The sequence below is a fragment of the Luteimonas rhizosphaericola genome, from assembly GCF_029888045.1.
Classification (GTDB): Bacteria; Pseudomonadota; Gammaproteobacteria; order Xanthomonadales; family Xanthomonadaceae; genus Luteimonas; species Luteimonas rhizosphaericola.
In genome coordinates, this window is sequence record NZ_JARXRN010000020.1 from 505008 (window position 1) to 525201 (window position 20194).

At 69.8% G+C, this 20194-nt stretch carries 18 protein-coding genes; 8 read left to right on the forward strand and 10 right to left on the reverse strand.

Features of this window, described 5'->3' with window-relative positions; all coding sequences use genetic code 11:
• Positions 1-8: 8 nt before the first annotated feature.
• Positions 9-962, reverse strand: a complete 954-nt coding sequence (locus tag QFW80_RS06090) for a bifunctional riboflavin kinase/FAD synthetase (RefSeq protein WP_280600550.1) — start codon at positions 960-962, stop codon at positions 9-11.
• Between the two features lie 111 nt (positions 963-1073).
• Entirely contained in the window at positions 1074-2675 is a 1602-nt protein-coding gene (murJ, locus tag QFW80_RS06095; RefSeq protein WP_280600647.1) for a murein biosynthesis integral membrane protein MurJ, read from the reverse strand.
• Positions 2676-2875: 200 nt separating this feature from the next.
• On the opposite strand from murJ, the gene rpsT reads away from it, so the two are divergent.
• Entirely contained in the window at positions 2876-3148 is a 273-nt protein-coding gene (gene rpsT, locus QFW80_RS06100) for a 30S ribosomal protein S20 (RefSeq protein WP_280578293.1), read from the forward strand.
• Between the two features lie 277 nt (positions 3149-3425).
• Here the strand turns inward: rpsT and cgtA are convergent, their stop codons facing one another.
• The 4 genes from cgtA to QFW80_RS06120 form a co-directional block, all read right to left on the reverse strand.
• Positions 3426-4520 carry an Obg family GTPase CgtA gene (cgtA, locus tag QFW80_RS06105; RefSeq protein ID WP_280600551.1) on the reverse strand — a complete coding sequence of 365 codons (1095 nt, stop codon included), beginning with the start codon at positions 4518-4520 and terminating at the stop codon, positions 3426-3428.
• 214 nt (positions 4521-4734) lie between these two features.
• The gene (rpmA, locus tag QFW80_RS06110) at positions 4735-4995 is read right to left on the reverse strand and encodes a 50S ribosomal protein L27 (RefSeq protein WP_280600553.1); all 261 of its coding nucleotides are present in this window, start codon (positions 4993-4995) and stop codon (positions 4735-4737) included.
• 12 nt (positions 4996-5007) lie between these two features.
• On the reverse strand, positions 5008-5328 hold the full coding sequence (rplU, locus tag QFW80_RS06115) for a 50S ribosomal protein L21 (protein WP_280600554.1): 321 nt from the start codon (positions 5326-5328) through the stop codon (positions 5008-5010).
• Positions 5329-5405: 77 nt separating this feature from the next.
• A complete protein-coding gene (locus QFW80_RS06120) occupies positions 5406-6374 on the reverse strand; it encodes a LysR family transcriptional regulator (protein ID WP_280600556.1) in 969 nt (322 codons plus the stop codon).
• Positions 6375-6507: 133 nt separating this feature from the next.
• Between QFW80_RS06120 and QFW80_RS06125 the strand changes: the two genes are divergently transcribed.
• The 6 genes from QFW80_RS06125 to QFW80_RS06150 all read left to right on the forward strand — a co-directional run bounded on the left by QFW80_RS06125 (position 6508) and on the right by QFW80_RS06150 (position 13162).
• Positions 6508-7563: an aldo/keto reductase gene (locus QFW80_RS06125; protein ID WP_280600557.1), complete on the forward strand. Its 1056-nt coding sequence runs from the start codon at positions 6508-6510 to the stop codon at positions 7561-7563.
• Positions 7564-7642: 79 nt separating this feature from the next.
• Entirely contained in the window at positions 7643-8509 is an 867-nt protein-coding gene (locus QFW80_RS06130) for a PhzF family phenazine biosynthesis protein (protein ID WP_280600558.1), read from the forward strand.
• A 5-nt stretch (positions 8510-8514) separates the two neighbouring features.
• Positions 8515-9531 (forward strand): zinc-binding alcohol dehydrogenase family protein, encoded by a 1017-nt coding sequence (locus QFW80_RS06135; protein ID WP_280600649.1) that lies wholly within the window; start codon positions 8515-8517, stop codon positions 9529-9531.
• A 99-nt stretch (positions 9532-9630) separates the two neighbouring features.
• Positions 9631-10245: a membrane protein YczE gene (yczE, locus tag QFW80_RS06140; protein WP_280600559.1), complete on the forward strand. Its 615-nt coding sequence runs from the start codon at positions 9631-9633 to the stop codon at positions 10243-10245.
• An 84-nt stretch (positions 10246-10329) separates the two neighbouring features.
• Entirely contained in the window at positions 10330-12369 is a 2040-nt protein-coding gene (locus QFW80_RS06145) for an NADPH-dependent 2,4-dienoyl-CoA reductase (RefSeq protein WP_280600560.1), read from the forward strand.
• A 334-nt stretch (positions 12370-12703) separates the two neighbouring features.
• Positions 12704-13162, forward strand: coding sequence for a cell wall hydrolase (locus QFW80_RS06150; protein WP_280600562.1), 459 nt, complete (start codon positions 12704-12706; stop codon positions 13160-13162).
• A 45-nt stretch (positions 13163-13207) separates the two neighbouring features.
• On the opposite strand, the gene prpE is transcribed toward QFW80_RS06150, so the two are convergent.
• Both prpE and QFW80_RS06160 read right to left on the reverse strand, forming a co-directional pair.
• Entirely contained in the window at positions 13208-15106 is a 1899-nt protein-coding gene (prpE, locus tag QFW80_RS06155) for a propionate--CoA ligase (protein ID WP_280600563.1), read from the reverse strand.
• Positions 15107-15265: 159 nt separating this feature from the next.
• Positions 15266-16522 (reverse strand): hypothetical protein, encoded by a 1257-nt coding sequence (locus QFW80_RS06160; protein ID WP_280600565.1) that lies wholly within the window; start codon positions 16520-16522, stop codon positions 15266-15268.
• A 259-nt stretch (positions 16523-16781) separates the two neighbouring features.
• On the opposite strand from QFW80_RS06160, the gene QFW80_RS06165 reads away from it, so the two are divergent.
• On the forward strand, positions 16782-18206 hold the full coding sequence (locus tag QFW80_RS06165; protein ID WP_280600566.1) for a glycosyltransferase family protein: 1425 nt from the start codon (positions 16782-16784) through the stop codon (positions 18204-18206).
• Here QFW80_RS06165 and QFW80_RS06170 read toward each other — a convergent pair.
• Together QFW80_RS06170 and QFW80_RS06175 are read right to left on the reverse strand one after the other, a co-directional pair.
• Entirely contained in the window at positions 18203-19156 is a 954-nt protein-coding gene (locus QFW80_RS06170; RefSeq protein WP_280600568.1) for a glycosyltransferase, read from the reverse strand. The two genes, QFW80_RS06165 and QFW80_RS06170, sit on opposite strands and share 4 nt — an antisense overlap.
• Position 19157: 1 nt before the next feature.
• Positions 19158-20144, reverse strand: a complete 987-nt coding sequence (locus tag QFW80_RS06175) for a malate dehydrogenase (RefSeq protein WP_280600569.1) — start codon at positions 20142-20144, stop codon at positions 19158-19160.
• Between the last annotated feature and the right edge of the window lie 50 nt (positions 20145-20194).

Here is a 20194-nt window from a genome sequence, read left to right on the forward strand (position 1 = left end):
GGTATCGGTCACGCCGTGGCCCGTCGTGGGAAATGCTGTTGGAGGAGGCCGCGCGCCTGGCTGGCATCGCGGTCCATCTGCGCGACCAGGGCCGGCAGGTCGTCGAATTTCTCTTCATCACGCAGGCGCGCGACGAACTCGACCTCGATCCGGCGCCCGTACAGGTCGCCATCGAAGTCGAACAGGTGCGCCTCGAGCAGCGGTTCGACGCCGCCCACGGTGGGCCGGGTGCCGAAGCTCGACACCGAGGCCCACGGCGCATCGGCGACGCCGTGCACGCGGGTGGCGTAGATGCCGCGCAGCGCGGGCACCCTGCCGGCGAAGCGCAGGTTGGCGGTGGGATAGCCGAGCGTGCGGCCGAGCTGCTGTCCGCGCACCACCCGCCCCGAGACGGCATACGGCTTGCCGAGCAGCCGCGTGGCGGTCTCGAAGTCGCCCTCCACCAGCGCCTGGCGGATGCGCGTGCTCGACACCCGCTCGCCGGCGACCGCGACCGGCTCGATCTCGCCGGCCACGAACCCCAGCCGCGCGCCTTCGCGCTGCAGCAGGGCGAGATCGCCGGCGCGCCGGTGGCCGAACCGGAACCCCGGCCCCACCCAGACCTCGGCCGCACGCAGCCGCCCGGCCAGCACCTGCGCGGCAAAGGCCTCGGGCGACATCGCCGCCATGCGGGCGTCGAAGCGCAACAGCCCGATGATCTCGGCGCCCAGCTCGCACAGGCCCTGCACCTTGGCCCGCGGCAGGCTCAGCCGCGGCGGTGGCGCATCGGGGGCGAAGAACTCGCGCGGCAGCGGCTCGAAGCTCAGCGCCGCGGCAGGCACGCCCAGATCGCGCGCACGCGCCACCGCATGCCGCACCAGGGCGCGATGGCCCAGGTGCAGGCCGTCGAACGCACCGATGCAGACCACACTGCCGGTGGGGCACAAGGGCCCGCCGTCGACGTCGCGGAACAGCCTGCTCATGGACTCTCGGTTCGGTGCCCGTCCACATGCGGACGGGCGTGGGCGCATCGCTGCGCGGGAAAAAGTATAGCGGCGCCGTCAACCGGCACGGCGCGATGGCAGGCAGCGGCGTCAGTGGCGCAGGTCGCGCGGCCGGATCCCCTGCAGCCACAGCGCCGCGGCGTACACCACCGCGCCCGGCCCCACCACCAGCGCCAGGCGCCATGCGCGCTCGCTCCAGTGCCACGTGGTCCAGCCGTTCCAGGCCCACAGCAGCGCCAGCACCAGCGCCGACATGGCCGCGCTGGCCACCAGCAGCTGGCGCGCGAACCGCCCCCAGCCCGGCGCGGGACGGAACACCTGCGCCCGGCGCAGGTACCACCACAGCTGGATCGCGTTGGTCCAGCCCGCCACGGCCGTGGCCAGGGCCAGGCAGCCGTGCGCGCCGGGCATCGCCTTGAGCGCGGCGCGCAGGTTGCCGCCGCCCTGCGCCCAGGCCTCGCGCCCGACCTCGGTGAAGCCCAGCGCGAGCGCCAGGAAGACTGCCGTGGCGGCGATGTTCGCCAGCACCGCCACCACGCCGGCCTTGACCGGCGTGCGCGTGTCCTGGCGCGAATAGAATGCGGGCGCCAGCACCTTCACCAGCAGGAACGCCGGCAGCGCCGTGGACAGCGCCATCACCGTCAGCGCCGCCATCCGGGTGTCGTCGGGGGTGAAGCGACCGTGCTGGAACAGCGTCGCCACCAGCGCCTCGGCGCACAGCATCAGCCCCAGGCAGGCCGGGACCGCGATCATCAGGCACAGCCTCAGGCCCCAGTCCAGCGCCTTCGAATAGCCGTCCGGGTCGGCGGCCGCATGGCGGCGCGACAGGTGCGGCAGGATCACCGCCCCGATCGCCACGCCGAACATGCCCAGCGGGAATTCAAGCAGCCGGTCGCCCAGGTACAGCCAGGTCACGCTGCCGCCGATCAGCATCGAGGCGACGACCGTGTTGAGCAGCAGGTTGAGCTGGGCCACCGAGGAGCCGAACAGGGTCGGCACCATCAGCCGCATCACCCGGCGCACGCCCTCGTGCGCGGCGCCCCAGCGCGGCCGCGGCAGCAGGCCCAGCCGCGCCATCGACGGCAGCTGGAACGCCAGCTGCAGCACCCCCGCCGCCAGCACGCCCCAGGCCAGCGCCATCACCGGCTGTTCCATCCGCGGCGCCAGCGCCAGCGCGGCGGTGATCATCGACACGTTCAGCAGCACCGGCGACAGCGCAGGCACCGCGAAGCGCTGGTAGCTGTTGAGCACGCCGCCGGCCAGCGAAGCCATCGAGATGAACAGCAGGTACGGGAAGGTGATGCGCAGCATGTCCGTCGCCAGCCGGCCCTGTTCGCCCTCGGCGTCGAATCCGGGCGCGAACACCCGGATCACCCAGGGCGCGGCCAGGACGGCCGCGGCAGTCACCACCAGCAGCACCGCCAGCAGGGTGCCGGCGACCCGGTCGACCAGCTCCTTCACCGCGGCGTGGTCGCGGCGCTCCCGGTATTCGCTCAGGACCGGCACGAAGGCCATGGAGAACGAGCCCTCGGCCGAGAGCCGGCGCAGGAAGTTCGGGATCCGGAACGCCACCAGGAACGCGTCCATGGCCGGGTTGGCGCCGAACGCGGCGGCATAGACCTGGTCCCGGACCAGCCCGGAGACCCGGGAAATGAAGGTCATGGCGCTGAACACGGCGGTCGAGCGCAGCAGGCCGGCGCGGCGCGGCGCCGGGGCGGTGCCCTGTCCCGGGGGAAGGGTCGGGTCCGGCTCGCTCACGCCCTGCCCCCCTGCCGGCCACCCGGGTTGACCCAAGTGACTGAAACCCGCATAATTTCCGGCTCCGTTTTCCCGAGTACCGGCCTGCGCCGGTGTTCGACGTTCAACTCCATACAAGATTCCAGGATCCCATCGTGGCCAACATCAAGTCCGCCAAGAAGCGCGCCAAGCAGACCGTCGTGCGCAACGCGCGCAACACGGCCCAGCGTTCGCAGCTGCGCACCGCCGTCAAGAAGGTCGTCAAGGCCCTCGACGCGAACGACGCCGCCGGCGCCGAAGCCGCTTTCGCCGTCGCCCAGCCGCTGCTCGACCGCTTCAGCTCGCGCGGCCTGATCCACCGCAACAAGGCCGCCCGCCACAAGAGCCGCCTGACGGCCCGCATCAAGGCGCTCAAGGCCGCGGCCTGATCCAGCAGCGACGTTGGCTGTTCCGAAAAACCCGGCGCGAGCCGGGTTTTTTGTTGCCGCGCCGGTGCACCCGCCGCGGAAGGGTCCGCCCATGCGCCATGTGCGCAACGCCGGTGCCCCGCGTCGCGAGCGGATGTAGCGCACGGCCGCCGGCGGCGACGCAAGGCACGGCATCGGGCCGCGCCCAGGCGAGGCCCGGTGCGCAGCACGCGTGGCCTGGCGGCGGCCGGAGCGTGGCGCTGACGCCTCCAGGCCCGCCTGTCCGTCGCGCGTCGCCTCAGCCATTGCCCGGCGCGTCGACGTCGGCCGGTCCCGCAGCGTCGCCGGCGTCGGCGGGCGCGTCGTCCGCCTCGCGCTCCTGGCGCCCCATCTCGTCCAGCGCCGCCTGCACCTTGAGCATCACCTCGCGGGTGCCGGCGTGGGCCAAGCCCGAGATGATGAACCAGGGCGCGTTCCAGCCCAGGGCGGACACGATCCGTTCGCCCAGCTCGCGCGCGTCGTCGGCCGGGATCAGGTCGGCCTTGTTGAGCAGCAGCCAGCGCGGCTTGTCGAGCAGGCCGGCGTCGAACTTCGCCAGCTCGCGCTCGATCGTGCGCACCTGTTCGACCGCATCGCTGCCGTCGAGCGGCTCGATCTCCACCAGGTGCAGCAGCAGCCGCGTGCGCTGGATGTGGCGCAGGAACAGCGCACCCAGCCCGGCGCCATCGGCCGCGCCCTCGATCAGCCCGGGAATATCGGCGATCACGAAGCTGCGCGCGGGCTCGACGCTGACCACGCCCAGGTTCGGGTACAGCGTGGTGAACGGATAGTCCGCCACCTTCGGCGTCGCCGCCGACACCGCGCGGATGAGCGTGCTCTTGCCGGCGTTGGGAAAGCCCAGCAGGCCGACGTCGGCCAGCAGCTTGAGTTCCAGCCGCAGCGTGCGCTCCTCGCCCGGCGTGCCCGGCGTGGACTGCCGCGGCGTGCGGTTGGTCGAGCTCTTGAAGTGCATGTTGCCCAGCCCGCCCTTGCCGCCGCGCGCCACCAGCAGGCGCTCGCCGTGGCGGGTCAGGTCGCCGATCACCTCGTCGGTGTCGACGTTGTGCACCACGGTGCCGGTGGGCACCGCGATCAGCACGTCCTCCCCGCCCTTGCCGTACATCTGCCGGCCCATGCCGTTCTCGCCGCGCTGGGCGCGGAACTGCTTCTGGTGCCGGAAGTCGACCAGGGTATTGAGGTTCTCGTCGGCGACGAGATAGACGCTGCCGCCGTCGCCGCCGTCGCCGCCGTCCGGGCCGCCGAGGGGGATGAACTTCTCGCGGCGGAAGCCCACGCAGCCATTGCCGCCGTTGCCGGCGGTGACGGTGATTTCAGCTTCGTCGACTAGCTTCATGGGGACATCCGGAGCAGCATTCGGGATAGCGCAGGCGTACAGCGTATCGGGCGGATCGCCATCGGGCATGCGCCGGGCAGCCCGGCCGCCGCGGAGCGCTTCGCGGGCGTGGGGACCCGACGATGCGCGGCATCTTCGCAACCTGCCCGTCAGCCCCGGGCGTGGAAACGAAAAACCCCGCCGAAGCGGGGTCTTCGCTGCGTCGTCGCGCGGCTTACGCCTCGGCGACCACGCTCACGGTGCGCCGCTTCTTCGGACCCTTGACCGAGAACTCGACCTTGCCGTCGACCAGCGCGAACAGGGTGTGGTCGCGGCCCAGGCCCACGCCCGGACCCGGATGGAACTGGGTGCCGCGCTGGCGGACGATGATGTTGCCGGCGTCGATGGCCTGGCCACCGTAGATCTTCACGCCGAGGTACTTCGGGTTGGAGTCGCGGCCGTTGCGCGAGGAACCTACGCCCTTCTTGTGTGCCATGACTGCTGCTCCTTACTTGCTGTCGCCACCGGCGATGCCGATGATCTCGATTTCGGTGTAATGCTGGCGATGTCCCTGCCGCTTCATGTGGTGCTTGCGGCGGCGGAACTTGATGATGCGCACCTTGTCGGCGCGGCCGTGGCCGACGACCTTCGCGGTGACGCTGGCGCCCTTGAGCGCGTCGCCGATCTTGATGCCGTCGCTGTCGCCCAGCATCAGGACGTTGTCGAACGTGATCTCGTTGCCGGCTTCGGCCTCGAGCTTCTCGACGCGGAGCGTTTCGCCCTGCGCCACGCGGTATTGCTTGCCGCCGGTGACCAGTACTGCGTACATGTGGAGCCTCTCGTATCGGTGTTGGTTCTGTAGTTATTCTTGTGCCTGGCCGCCATCGAGGGCGGACAGAAGCGGAATCATAGCGGTTTCAGCGACTTGCGTGCAACTCCCCTGGCATCGGACGCCTCAGGCCCACCCGGCGCGGCGCCCCAGGGCGGAGGGGCGAAATGCGCCGCCAGGTGGGCGACGAAGGCCCGCACCCGCGGCGGGACGAGCGTCCGGCCGGGCATCACCGCGTGGATCCCGCTCGGCGGCGGCGGATGGCCGGGCAGCACCACCCGCAGCCGCCCGGCCGCGAGGTCGCGGTGGACGTGCCAGACCGAATGCAGGGCGATGCCCAGCCCCGCCACCGCCGCTTCCCGCAGCACCTCGCCGTAGTTGCTCTCGAAGCGGCCGCGCACCCGCACGTCCACCGTCCCCCCATTGCCATCGCCCAGCCGCCAGAGCTCGCGGCGGCCGTCGCGGCCGGTCAGCAGCAGGCAGTCGTGCCGGGCCAGCGCCGCGGGCCCGTCCGGCTCGCCGCGCCGGCGCAGGTAGTCCGGGGACGCGCACAGAACGCGCTCGTTGGCCACCAGCTGGCGCGAGACCAGGTCGGAATCATCGAGCCGGCCGATCCGGATCGCCAGGTCGAAGCCGGCGCCCACCAGGTCGACCACGCGGTCGTCCAGGTCCAGGCTGACCCGCAGCCCGGGATGCGCGGCCAGGAACCCGGCCATCAGCGGCGCGATGTACTGGCGGCCGAAGGAGGCCGGCGCGGTGACCCGCAGCGTGCCGGCCACCTCGCCGCCCCGCTGCCGCAGGCGCTCGCCCAGCAGCCCCAGCTCCTCGACCAGCGCCCGCCCCTCCTGGGCCAGCGCAAGGCCCTCGGGCGTGGGGTGCAGGCGGCGCGTGGTCCGGTGCAGCAGACGCACCCCCAGGTCGCGCTCCAGGCGCTTGAGCCGCTGGCTGGCGACGGCGACCGACAGGTCGAGGTGCCGCGCGGCCGCACTGATCGAGCCGTGGTCGAGGACCTGCAGGAACAGGGCGATGTCGCCGACGCGATCCATGGATCTTCAATCCTGCGTTGAAACTGATTCGCCAGTTTCTCGCTTTTTCGAGGTCGTGCAAGCCGCGACAGTGGCGGCCACGGGCGCCCTGCCCGGCGTGCCCACACCGCGTTCCGATCGAGGAGACCTCCACATGCAGTACCGCGCACTCGGCAACTCGGGTCTCCGGGTGTCGGCCCTGGGATTCGGCGCCGGCACCTTCGGCGGCACCGGGCCGCTGTTCTCGGCCTGGGGCGACACCGGCGAAGCCGAGTCGCGACGCCTGCTCGACATCGCGCTCGACGCCGGCGTCAACCTCGTCGACACCGCCGATGTCTATTCCGACGGCGCCTCCGAACGCATCCTCGGCGCCGCGCTCAGGGGCCGGCGCGACCGCGTCGTGCTGTCGACCAAGACCGCGTTGCGCACGGGCGAAGGACCCAACGAGGTCGGCGCCTCGCGCCACCGCCTGCTGCGCGCGGTGGACGCTTCGCTGCGACGGCTGGGCACCGACTACATCGACCTGCTGCAGTTGCACGCCTTCGATGCCCACACGCCGCTGGAGGAAACCCTGGCGACGCTCGACGGGCTCGTGCGGGCGGGCAAGCTGCGCTACGTGGGCGTGTCCAACTTCTCCGGCTGGCAGCTGATGAAGGCGCTCGCGCTCGCCGACCGGCACGGCTACCCCCGCCCGGTCGCGCACCAGGCCTACTACTCGCTCATCGGGCGCGACTACGAGTGGGAGCTGATGCCGCTGGGGCTGAACCAGGGCGTGGGCGCGGTGGTCTGGAGTCCGCTCGGCTGGGGCCGGCTGACCGGGAAGCTTCGCCGCGGCCAGCCGCTGCCCGACGGCAGCCGGCTCCGCGCCACCGAGGCGTTCGCGCCGCCGGTCGACGGCGAACGCCTGTTCCGGGTGATCGACGCGCTCGAGATGGTCTCCGCCGAGACCGGCCGGCCGCTGCCGCAGGTGGCGCTGGCCTGGCTGCTGCAGCGGCCAGGCGTGGCCACGGTCCTGGTGGGTGCGCGCAATGCCGCCCAGCTCGAGCAGAACCTGGGCGCGGCGGACCTGGCGCTCGCGCCCGCTCAGGTCGACCGTCTCGACGCCGCCAGCGCGACGACACCGCCGTATCCCTACTATCCCTACTGGAACGGCATGTTCACCGAACTCGCCGCGCCGCCCGTCCGGCCGCACCGGGAGCCCATGCCATGAACGCCGCTTCGCATCCCCACAGGCGGCCGCTCCATCGCGTCCCGCTGCGCCCGGGCGCCCACGTCCGCGAGGTGTGTCCATGACGTCCCGACTGCTGCGCTATGCCGCGTTCGCCCGCGATCCCGCGGGTGGCAATCCCGCCGGAGTCTGGATCGACGAGCGCCTGCCATCCGCGGACGAGATGCAGGCCATCGCGGCCGGGGTCGGCTACTCGGAAACCGCCTTCGTCGCCGCACCCGACGCCGCCGGCCGGCGCCAGGTCCGCTACTTCAGCCCGGTCGCCGAAGTTCCCTTCTGTGGCCACGCGACGATCGCCGCGGCCGTGGCGCTGGGCAATCTCGGTGGCGGCGAGCGGCAGCGCTTCGAAACGCCGGCCGGCGGAATCGAGGTCCGCGTGTCGCGCGACGACGGCGCGCGTATCGCGACCCTGGTCTCGGCACCCCCGCGCATCGCGCCGGTGCCGGACCAGCTGCTGCGCGAGGCGCTGGCCGCGCTCGACTGGCGCGAGGACGAACTGGATCCTTCGATTCCGCCCGCCCTCGCCTTCGCCGGCGCCTGGCACCTGGTGCTCGCCACGCGCACGCGTCAGCGGCTCGCGACGCTGGCCTACGATTTCGAGCGGCTCAGGGCGACGATGCTCACCCACGACCTCACCACCCTCCAGCTCGTGTGGCGCGAGTCGGAGAATGTCTTCCACGCGCGCAACCCGTTCCCGGTCGGCGGCGTGGTCGAAGACCCGGCCACCGGCGCGGCGGCCGCCGCGCTGGGTGGCTACCTGCGCGACGCCGGCCTGCTCGCCGCGCCCGCCCGCTTCACGATCCACCAGGGCGAGGCGATGGGCCGGCCGGGACGGCTGCTGGTCGACGTCCCGGTCGCCGGCGGCATCGCGGTGTCCGGCCACGCCGTACCTATTCCCGATCCATCCCCTGCAGGAGAGCCCCGATGACCACCATGAAGGCAGTCGCCCTCACGCATTACCTGCCGATCGACGACCCGCGGTCGCTGCTCGACGTCGAACTCGAAGTCCCGGTCGCGCACGGCCGCGACCTGCTGGTGCGGGTGGAGGCGGTGTCGGTCAATCCGGTCGACACCAAGGTGCGCGCGCCCAGGCCGCAGGTCGAAGCGGCCCCGAAGGTGCTGGGCTACGACGCCGCCGGCGTGGTCGAAGCCGTGGGCGCGGACGTCACCCTGTTCCGGCCCGGCGACGCGGTCTACTACGCCGGCGACATCACCCGCCCGGGCAGCAATGCGCAACTGCAGCTGGTGGACGAGCGCATCGTCGCGCGCCGGCCCGCCTCGCTCGATGCCGCCCAGGCCGCCGCACTGCCGCTCACCGCGCTCACCGCCTGGGAACTGCTGTTCGAGCGCATGGGCTACGCGTTCGACGGCGGCGGCGACGGCAAGCTGCTGCTGGTGATCGGCGGCGCCGGCGGCGTGGGTTCGATCGCGATCCAGCTGGCGAGGCTCGCCGGCTTCACGGTGGTGGCCACCGCCTCGCGCGACGAGACCGCCGACTGGTGTCGCACGCTCGGCGCGACGCACGTGGTCGACCACCGCCAGCCGTTGCTGCCGCAGCTGCAGGCGCTGGGCTTCGATGCGGTCGATGCCGCCCTCAACCTCGCCGACACCGACCGCTACTGGACCGAACTCGGCGAACTGCTCGCGCCGCAAGGCCACGTCGGCTTGATCGTCGAGCCCACCGGCGCGCTGCGCATCGGCGACCCGTACAAGGCCAAGTGCATCGGCATCCACTGGGAACTGATGTTCGCGCGGCCGCGCTTTCGCACCCACGACATGGACGAACAGGGCCGCATCCTGGCGCGCGTGGCCGAGCTGGTGGACGCCGGGCGTCTGCGCGGCACGCTGCGCGAGACGCTGTCGCCGATCGACGCGGCCAACCTGCGTGAGGCGCACCGCCGGCTGGAATCCGGGCGCAGCATCGGCAAGCTGGCGCTGGTGGGCTGGTAAGGCGCGCGTCTGGAATCGACGCCGGCATCCGCATCCCGGAACACAGTGGCGCGCGTGGGCCCATGGCTCGCGCGCTGCATCGCGAAGAGAATCCCCCGCATGAAACGAGCGACCCTGCCCGCACGACGACTGGCCAAGCTGCTGCTGGGCCTGTTCGGCTACGGCATCGCGATCAGCCTGATGGTGCGCGCCGGCCTCGGCGTCGCGCCCTGGGACGTGCTCACGCAGGGCCTGGTGCACCAGACCGGCCTCGCGTTCGGCCTGCTGACCAACCTGATCGGCATCGCCGTGCTGGCGCTGTGGTGGCCGCTGCGCCAGCGCCCCGGGCTGGGCACGGTGCTCAACGTGCTGCTGGTCGGGCCCAGCGCGCAGTTCGGACTGTGGCTGCTGCCCGACGCGCACGCGTGGTGGCAGCAGGTGGCGTTCTTCGCCGCCGGGCTGGGATTGCTAGCGCTGGCGACCGGCCTGTACATCGGCGCGAGGTTCGGCCCGGGGCCCCGCGACGGTTTGATGACCGGACTGCACGCCCGCTTCGGCTGGCCGGTCTGGGCGGTGCGCACGGGCATCGAAGGTTCGGTGCTGCTGGCGGGCTGGTCGATGGGCGGCACCGTGGGCCTCGGCACGCTGGCGTTCGCGCTGCTGATCGGGCCGCTGGTGGGGCGCAGCCTGCGCTGGTTCGAGCCGCGCGCGGCGGTCGCGCCGGCGCCGGCCTGAGGTCGACCGCCGCGCGACGCCGGCGCTTGCCGGCGCGAAGGATTCGCGGCATCGTGCGCGCTCCATACGCATGCGTATTCCGATATGACAGCCGCCCCGCACGCGCCTGCCAACTCCTATCCGCACCTGTTCGCGCCGCTCGACCTCGGCTTCACCACGCTGCGCAACCGCGTGCTGATGGGCTCGATGCACACGGGGCTGGAAGACCGCAAGCGCGATTTCCCGAAGCTGGCGGCGTACTTCGCCGAGCGCGCCGAAGGCGGCGTGGCGCTGATCGTGACCGGCGGCTTCTCGCCGAACTTCGAGGGTTGGCTGACGCCGTTCGCCAGCCGGCTGGCCTGGCCGTGGGAAGCGCGCAAGCACCGCCAGGTGACCGATGCGGTGCATGCGCACGGCGCGAAGATCTGCCTGCAGCTGCTGCATGCGGGGCGCTACGCCTACCACCCGCTGTCGGTGGCGCCGTCGCGGATCAAGGCGCCGATCAACCCGTTCACGCCGCGGGCGCTGTCGGCGCGCGGCGTCGAGCGCACGATCGACGCGTACGCCTCCGCCGCGAAGCTCGCGCGCGACGGCGGCTACGACGGCGTCGAGCTGATGGGCTCGGAAGGCTACCTGATCAACCAGTTCCTCAGCGCGCGCACCAACCGGCGCGGCGACGGCTGGGGCGGCGACGTGGCTTCGCGCATGCGCTTCGCCACCGAGATCGTGCGCCGCGTGCGCGAGGCGTGCGGGCCGGACTTCATCGTGATCTACCGGCTGTCGATGCTGGAACTGGTGCCGGACGGCTCGGACTGGAACGAGATCGTGCAGCAGGCGCGCGCGATCGAGGCCGCTGGCGCGACGCTGCTCAACACCGGGATCGGCTGGCACGAGGCGCGCGTGCCCACCATCGCCACCTCGGTGCCGCGCGCCGCGTTCGCCGGCGTGACCGCGAAACTGCGGCCGCACGTGTCGCTGCCGCTGGTGGCGACCAACCGCATCAACATGCCGGACGTGGCCGAACGCATCCTCGCCTCCGGCGGCGCGGACATGGTGTCGATGGCGCGGCCGCTGCTGGCCGACCCGCAGTGGGTGGCCAAGGCGCGCGCGGGCGCGCCGCAGGCCATCAACACCTGCATCGCCTGCAACCAGGCCTGCCTGGACCACGTGTTCCAGCGTCGCAACGCGAGCTGCCTGGTGAACCCGCGCGCCTGCGCGGAAACCGAACTCAACTACCCGCCCGCTTCGGCGCCGAAAGCGATCGCGGTGGTCGGCGCGGGACCTGCGGGACTGGCCTGCGCGACGGTCGCCGCGCAGCGCGGTCATCGCGTGGTGCTGTTCGATCGTGCGCCGGAGATCGGCGGCCAGTTCAACCTCGCGCGGCGCATCCCGGGCAAGGAGGAGTTCGACGAGACGCTGCGCTATTTCAACCATCGCATCGCCGAGACCGGAGTCGATCTGCGTCTGTCGACCGATGTCGTCCCGGAGGCGCTGGACGCGTTCGACGAGGTCGTGCTCGCCACCGGCGTCACGCCGCGCGCGGTGGGCTTCGCGGGCCACGATCATCCGCGCGTGGTGACCTACATCGACGTGCTGCAGGGGCGCGTGGTGCCCGGCCGGCGCGTGGCGATCGTGGGTGCCGGCGGCATCGGTTTCGACGTCGGCGAGTTTATGGTGCAGGACGCGCCCTCGCCGTCGCTCGATCTCGAGGCCTGGATGCGCGAATGGGGCGTGGATCCGCGTTTCGAGAGCGCCGGAGGGCTCGCGCCGCCGCGCGTAGCGCCATCGCCGCGCCAGGTGTGGCTGCTGCAGCGCAGTCCCGGCAAGCCGGGCGCGCGCCTGGGCAAGACCACCGGCTGGATCCATCGCAGCACGCTCAAGCACAAGGGCGTGCGCATGATCGGCGGCGTGGAGTACGTGGCGGTCGACGACGAGGGCTTCCACCTGCGCATCGACGGCCAGCCGCAGCGCCTGCCGGTGGACCATGTGGTGGTGTGCGCCGGGCAGGAGCCCCATCGGCCGCTGCTGGCGCCACTGCAGGCGCTGGGGCGGCGCGTGCACGTGGTCGGCGGCGCCGACGTGGCCGCCGAACTCGACGCCAAGCGCGCCATCGCCCAGGCCAGCCGGCTCGCCGCTGCCCTCTGATGCCGCGTGACCCGGGGCCTGCACTGTCGGCCCTAACGCATTGATCCTGCACGGCAGCGACACGCGTTCCGAGCAAAAAACTCCAAGCGAATCATTCACTTCCACCCGCTGTTCAGGAACGATTGGGATTCCGACCCGTACCGTGCGCCCACTTTTCCCGCCGCCACCCGTTGGCGGGAACCGGCCCGAGCCGCATTCCGCGGACTTCGGCGCCCGGGCAAAAGCGCCATAGAGCCGCTGCCCTCCCCAACACGCCATGTCCGGCCATCGTCGACGTCTTCCCGCTGCGGAAGGCGCCGCGCGGGACCGGGCGCAACGGAGCAAGGAGTTCCCGATGAAGCTCGACTGGATCCTGTGGCTGGCATCGATGATGTCGCCCGAAGCCGCAGATTCCCTCTGCCTGAGTACCACCCTCTATCTCGAGGCCCGCGACCAGTCCGTCCGTGGCCAGCAGGCCGTCGCCGAAGTCGCGTTGCGGCGCGAGGAAAGCGGGCTGTGGGGCGATTCGATGTGCGAGGTGGTGACCGCGCGCAAGCAGTTCGCCCCCACGATCGTGTCGCCGCGCACGCGCATGCACAACACCCAGGCCTGGGCCCGGGTGGTCAGCGTCGCGATCGAATCGGAACAGAACTGGGCGCTGCCACTGGGCCAGCGCAAGGAAATCGTGCCCGGCGCCAGCCACTTCATGGCGCATGCCATCGCCGCGCCGAGCTGGCGCAATGCCTACCAGGTGGCCACCATCGGCGATCACACCTTCCTGCGCGTGCAGCCGCTCAAGCCGCGCAAGGGCTGACCGCGAACGCGTGCGGCGCCGGTCGCACCGCGCCGCCGCGACCTCCTAGCCTCCCGCTTCGGGACCGCGCTGCAGGGCGCGACGGATTTCCTCCAGCGCGCCTGGATCGTCCAGCGTCGACAGGTCGCCCGGGTCGCGATCTTCGGCCAGCGCCTGCAGCGATCGACGCAGCAGCTTGCCCGACCGGGTCTTGGGCAACGCGCCCACGACGTACACGCGCGCGGGCCGCGCCACGCCGCCGAGCTGATCGACCACCACCTTCTGCATCTGCGCCGCGGTCTCGCCGGCCTCGGCTTCGGTATGCGCGCGCCGCAGGGTGGCGAACACGATCGGCACCTGTCCCTTCACCGCATCGTGCACGCCGATCACCGCGGCCTCCGCCACGTCCGGATGGCTCGACACCGACTCCTCGATCTCGCGCGTGCCCAGTCGATGCCCGGCCACGTTGATCACGTCGTCGGTGCGGCCCAGGATGAAGGTGTAGCCGTCCGCGTCGCGGATGGCCCAGTCCAGCGAGCTGTAGAGCAGTTCGCGGAAATGCCCGAAGTAGCTGTCGACGAAGCGCTGGTCGTCGCGCCACACGGTGGTCATGCACCCGGGCGGCAGCGGCGGCTGGATCACCAGCACGCCCTTTTCCCCGGCCGGCGCGTCCTCGCCGGTCACCTCGTTGATCACGCGCAGGCGATAGCCGAGGTTGGGCAGGCCCGGCGAGCCCAAGCGCACGGGTTTCATGTCCAGGCCCGGCAGCAGCGTGAGCACGGGCCAGCCGGTCTCGGTCTGCCAGTAGTTGTCGATCACCGGGCGGCCGAGCACGTCCGAGATCCAGCGCGCGGTGGGTTCGTCGAGCGGCTCGCCGGCGAGGAACAGGTGCTCGAACTTGGACAGGTCGCGATCGGTGACGAAGGCGCGGTCGTGCTTCTTGAGCACCCGCAGCGCCGTGGGCGAGGAGAACATCGTGCGCACGCCGTAGCGCTCGACGATGCGCCACCAGATGCCGGCGTCCGGCGACGTCGGCAGCCCTTCGTAGAGGATCGAGGTGGCACCCGCGATCAGTGGACCGTAGACGTTGTACGAATGCCCGACCACCCAGCCGATGTCGGAGGTCGAGAACATCACTTGCCCCGGCCGGATGTCGTACACCGACCACATCGACAGTGCCAGCGCGACCGCGTAACCACCGACGTCGCGCTGCACGCCCTTGGGCCGGCCCGTCGTCCCGGAGGTGTAGAGGATGTAGCTCGGCGCGTTCGACTCGAGCCAGGCGACCGGCACCTGCGCATCCTCGTGCGCGCGCCGGGCGACGCCATAGTCAACGTCGCGTCCGTCGCGCAGCGACAGCGGCCCGGCCAGTCCGCGGTCGACCACCAGCACCTGCTCGGGCGGATGGCCGCAGCGCGAGAGCGCCTCCTCCACCAGCGGCAGGAACGGGATCACCTTGCCCCCGCGGATGCCGGCGTCCGCCGTCACCAGCACATGCGGCTGCGCGTCGTCGATGCGCAGCGCCAGGTTGTGCGCGGCGAAACCGCCGAACACCACCGAGTGGATCGCACCGATGCGCGCGCAGGCGAGCATGGCGATCGCCGCATCGAGCGTGTGCGGCATGTAGATCACCACCCGCTCTCCGCACGCGACGCCCAGCGACTGCAGCACCGACGCGAACACGTTCACCTCGCGGTGCAGCTGGCGATAGGTCAGTTCGCGCACGTCGCCGGTTTCGCTCGACCAGCCCACGAGCGCCAGCTGGTCGCCGCGCTCCTCGAGGTGGCGGTCGACCGCGTTGAAGCACAGGTTGGTCTCGCCGCCTACGAACCACTTGCGGAACGGCGGATTCGAATCGTCGAGGATCCGCTGCGGCGCGCGGTGCCAGTGGATCGCCTGCGCCTGCTCGGCCCAGAACTCCTCCGGGGCGTCGATGGAACGTCGATACCTGTCTTCGTAGCGCATGGCCGGGCCCTCCCGCTGCGGCTGGCCACAAGGCTAGGCCCGGCGAGGTTCCGACGCGTTACGACCTTGGTCGGAGCGAGTCTGATGTCTTGCGAATCAACGCGTTGCACGTCCGTTGGACGCGCCGATCACCGCTATCCGCAATGCGCCGGCCGCCACTCAGCGCGGGCTCTGCGCGGCGCCGTCAGGCCGGCACGCGCCTGGACCGTCCCGAACCCCTTCTGCGCTCGACGCCACTGCGCGCAGCGCGAGCGCACACCACAACGGCGCCAGCAGGTACAGGCCGAGGAAGTAGCGGCCCTGTACTTCGAAAACCGCGTGCACCATCCAGAATCCACTCACCCACGCCAACGGCAGCCAGCCGAGTCGATCGCCGCGTCGGAGCAGCCGCAGTGCGGCCAGCACGCAGGCGGCCAGGATCGCCAGGCACAGACCCCGGTAGGCGACGTTCTCAATCCGGCGCAGGGTGCGGTACGCGGCCTGGGCACGATCTCGATCCGGCCGACGCTCGATGCGCTCGCGCACGTTCGGAGCCTCGAACAGCCAGTACAGCGCATACGGGGGCGGGCTGACGATCTGCGGCACCTTGCACGCGACCACCGACGCCCAGTGACTGGCGGGTCGTGCCGCCAACCGATCCGCGACCGCGTGCAGCATCGGTCGATCCAGATCCTCTCGCGCCGCAGCGGCTGCGGACGGCGACCAGTTGCCGCAGCGTTCGCTCCAGCGATCGCTCGACACCAGCAGGCCCGCATACAGCGTGACCGCCGAACTGGTGCGGATCTCGTCGGTGCGCCCGCTGGCCTGGCGCATCGCCATGTCGGTCGCGAACCCGACCAGGGATCCCGCCACCAGAATGCCCTGCACGATGAGTACGCGCGCCCCGGGGCGGCCCCGAACCGCGAGCAGGAGCGCAGTCAGTGGCACGAACACCCAGAGCACCAGCGCATACTGCGGCCTCGTCGACACGGCAAGCGCAATCGCGACGATGGCCAGCGCAACGCGGGGCAATTGCGAACCGCGTCTGGCCTGGCTGGCCGCCAGCCACACGCCGGTCCCCAGCTGCGCAGCGGCGATCAGGTCAAGCTGGACGATGCCGAAAAACGGCGTGATCAGCAGCAGATACCCCGCCGTCGCGTGAGCCAGAATGCGCCAGCGGGTGGGATCGGAATGCCACGCGAGCAGAAGCGCGACCGTCGCAGCAGGCAGATTGAGTGCCAACGCGCACGCCACCGGCGACCAGCCCAGCGCCTTGGGCAGCGCCAGCAGCCACAGCGACAGACCTCCCCGCTCATACGCCGACGCGGTTCCGGCCGCGGACCAGTAGTAACCCCAGTCGCTGTGGGGCGCTGGCTGCCACCAGAACGCCAGCGCGGCTCCCACCGCCGTGATCATCACCAAGTGAAAGCCCAACATCCACTTCTGTAGCACTTCGACGACATCCTCTTCAGAGACCCCGGACCATCACCCTGCCCGCCCCAGTCCTGACAGGCCATCCCGCTATCACCTGGCCGATCAATCAGATCATGTCTGCCTGTGGACGAGCTGACTATCCAGAGTGCCTTCAGGCACGCTTCTTCGCCATTGTCGATCCGTAGTCACGGGGCAGGCCAGTCACTGGCCGCAGCCCTAGTCGAGCACTAGAATCGCGAATCCCGCCGTGCGGAGTAAAGAGATGGATCTCGCGCTTGCCCACAAGTCCACAGGAATCGCCATTGCGCCCGTGCGCGAGCTTCTCAGCGTTCTTTGCGCCGTGCTGCTGGTGAAGCTGGCTTGGCTGGTTGCGGACCCCACATTGCGTCTTTACATGGGCGATTCGATGGTCTACTTGCAGACCGCGGCCTGGCTAAGCGGGTCGCCCGGCCGCTCGTACCTCTACGGTGCAATTCTCCATTTCACGGCCTTTCCCTTCGGATCTCCGCTGCTCATTATCCTGCTTCAATCGCTCTGGTCTTCGGCTTCAGCATTCTTCCTGTATCTCTTCCTTCGCGCCGGACTTGGAGTTCCGCTGCTCTTCTCCGCGGCAGCTGCACTGATTTTCTCGACGGAGCCGGCGCAGGTGTTTCTCGAGCGCATGGTCATGGCGGAAACCGCCGGCCTTCTCGCCCTCGTCGCCACCTTCTTGGCATACGCCCGCTATATCCAACATGGAAAGCTGCACTGGTACGTCGCCGGCTGCTTGCTTGGTTTGGTCGCGTCCAACTTGCGCATGAGCATGCTGCCCGTGGCGGTCGGGCTTGGTTTGCTCGCACCCTTCCTGTTCCTGTTTGCACGACGCGAAGTGACTCTCAGCGCGTGGGCGCGTCTCCGTCATGGACTGATCGTGATGTGTGTTCTGGTGTGCAGCCACCTTCTCTATACCCACGCATACGGCCTCGCGACAAAATCTCCTCCCGGCTACCTGGCCTTGACCGGAATGATGCGGATCGGCCTCGTCGCACCGCTGATCGAACCCAAGCACTTTGAGGATACGGGCGTGTCGGGCGAAATCCTCGACCAGGTCGAGCTTCCGCTAGATAACCACTGGATGAGGGGAAGCCAGATCTGGAGCCCCAACGGCTTATGGCGCCAACTCGAGGAAAGCGCTGCCGATCCGGAGGCGGTCGCCAGGGTGATCACCCGCCGCGCGATGCTTGATCATCCGCTGTCGTTATTACAGATCAACATCGAAACCCTCGGGGGCTACTTCGATGACAAACGAGCTCACGCGAGGATGGAGGACGATATAGGTGTCGTCGCACCGGACGCGAACGCCCGCGACATCATCCTGAAATGGATGGACTGGGATGTGGCAGGAATTGACAAAAAGGACACAATCGCACGCGTCTACTTCGCGAAATCCCGGTGGTGGCTCACCGGATGTCTGTTCCTGTTGGCGCCGCTCGCCTTGATTACCCTCTTCGTCGGTTGGCGTCACGAGCGGCGAGAACTTTACGCTCTTCTGGCGTTCACATCGCTGGGACTCGTAGCCTCCCACGTGTTGTTTTCGCACATCGTGTCATTCCGCTACCTGCACCCATTGCCATGGTTCGTGCTGGCCAATGTGGCAGTTCTCTTGGCAACAACATCGACGCGCATCCACCCGCAGCGCCTCCGCTAGGACAAAGGCGGGCCAGGAAACCGTAGATATGCCAGCATTTTGGCCTCCTTCCGCGCCCTCGTCACCGCATCCACGACCAGGCCGATAAGAAGAGACAAGACCGAAATCACGATCAGTGCGGTAACGAGCAGCGCAGTCGGAATACGCGGCACCATACCGGTTTCCAAGAAGGTGAAGATCAGCGGCAGCCCCATGGCCACCGCCATGATCAGCGTCACGACGCTAATCGCGCCGTAGAAGGAAATCGGACGCTCCGTACTGAATAGTCGCAACATCGTCCGCAGGATGCGGAGGCCATCGCTCCACGTCCTGAGTTTGCTCGTCGATCCAATCGGACGCTCCTTGTATAGGGTGGCGATGTCACTGGTGGGCATCTGTAGCTCAAGCGCGTGCACGGTCAGCTCAGTCTCGATCTCGAAGCCTTCGGACCGGGCTGGGAAGCTCTTGACGAAACGACAGGAGAAAGCTCGGTAGCCAGAGAGAATGTCTTTGCATGTGCTGCCAAAAATCCAGCCCAGGAACCCCGTCAACAGCACGTTCCCTGTCTCATGCCCCGCGCGATAGGCCTGCGAGGCCGTGGCCACCCGCGTTCCGACGGCCATGTCCGCGCCATTCAGCACTGCCTGCACGAGGGAAGGAGCCATGGTTGCGCTGTAGGTGTCGTCGCCGTCGACCATGACATATACGTCGGCCTCGATATCAGCGAACATCCGACGGACGACATGCCCCTTCCCCTTCGCACGTACGTTGCGGACCTTGGCGCCCTCAGACAGGGCCAACGCAGCGGTCTCGTCGCTGGAGCCATTGTCGAAGACGTAAACGTCGGCATCAGGAAGCGCGCGCCGGAAATCCGCCACCACCTTCCGCACGGTCATCGCTTCGTTGAAGCAGGGCACCAGCACCGCGACACGGCGCTGGTGGCCCTTGGCGTCCTTGCACTCGGTGTCCATATCAATCCAGCAGATGCGACACGCCGCTGCGCTCTTCCTCGAGCTCGGCAAGGGTCTTGTCGATGGCCTTCTGGCTGAAGTCGTCGATCGGCAGGTCGCGGACGAGGGTGTAGCGACCGTTTGCGGTGGTGACCGGGAAACCGAAGATCACGCCTTCGGGAATGCCGTAGCTGCCGTCGGACGGGATGCCCATGGTGACCCACTTGCCGTCGCTGCCCAGCACCCAGTCGCGCACGTGGTCGATCGCGGCGTTGGCGGCGGAGGCGGCGGACGACAGGCCGCGCGCCTCGATGATCGCCGCACCGCGCTTGCCGACCTTGGGGATGAACTCATTGGCGTTCCAGTCGGCGTCGTCGATCCGGTCCTTGAGCGAAGCGCCGTCGACGGTCGCGAAGCGGTAATCGGGGTACATGGTCGGGCTGTGGTTGCCCCACACCACCAGCTTCTCGATCTCGCCGACCGCCACGCCGGCCTTGTTCGCCAGCTGGCTCAGCGCACGGTTGTGGTCCAGGCGCAGCATCGCGGTGAAGTTCTTCGGATCCAGGTCCGGCGCGGACTTCATCGCGATGTAGGCATTGGTATTGGCCGGGTTACCGACCACCAGCACCTTGACGTCGCGCGAGGCGACCTTGTTCAGCGCGGCCCCCTGGGCGGTGAAGATCTTCGCGTTTTCCAGCAGAAGGTCCTTGCGCTCCATGCCCGGGCCGCGCGGGCGGGCGCCGACCAGCAGGGCGACGTCGGCGTCCTTGAACGCGACTTCCGGATCATCGGTGCCCACCATGCCGGCGAGCAGCGGGAAGGCGCAGTCCTCCAGCTCCATCATCACGCCGCGCAGCGCGGCCTGGGCCTTGTCGATCGGCAGTTCCAGCAGCTGCAGGATGACCGGCTGGTCCTTGCCCAGCATTTCGCCGGAGGCGATGCGGAACAGCAGCGCGTAACCGATCTGGCCGGCGGCGCCGGTGACTGCGACTCGAACGGGAGCTTTCATCGGGACATCCTCTTGCAACGGGGAAGGCGGGTCCGCGTCGTCGCGCGGTT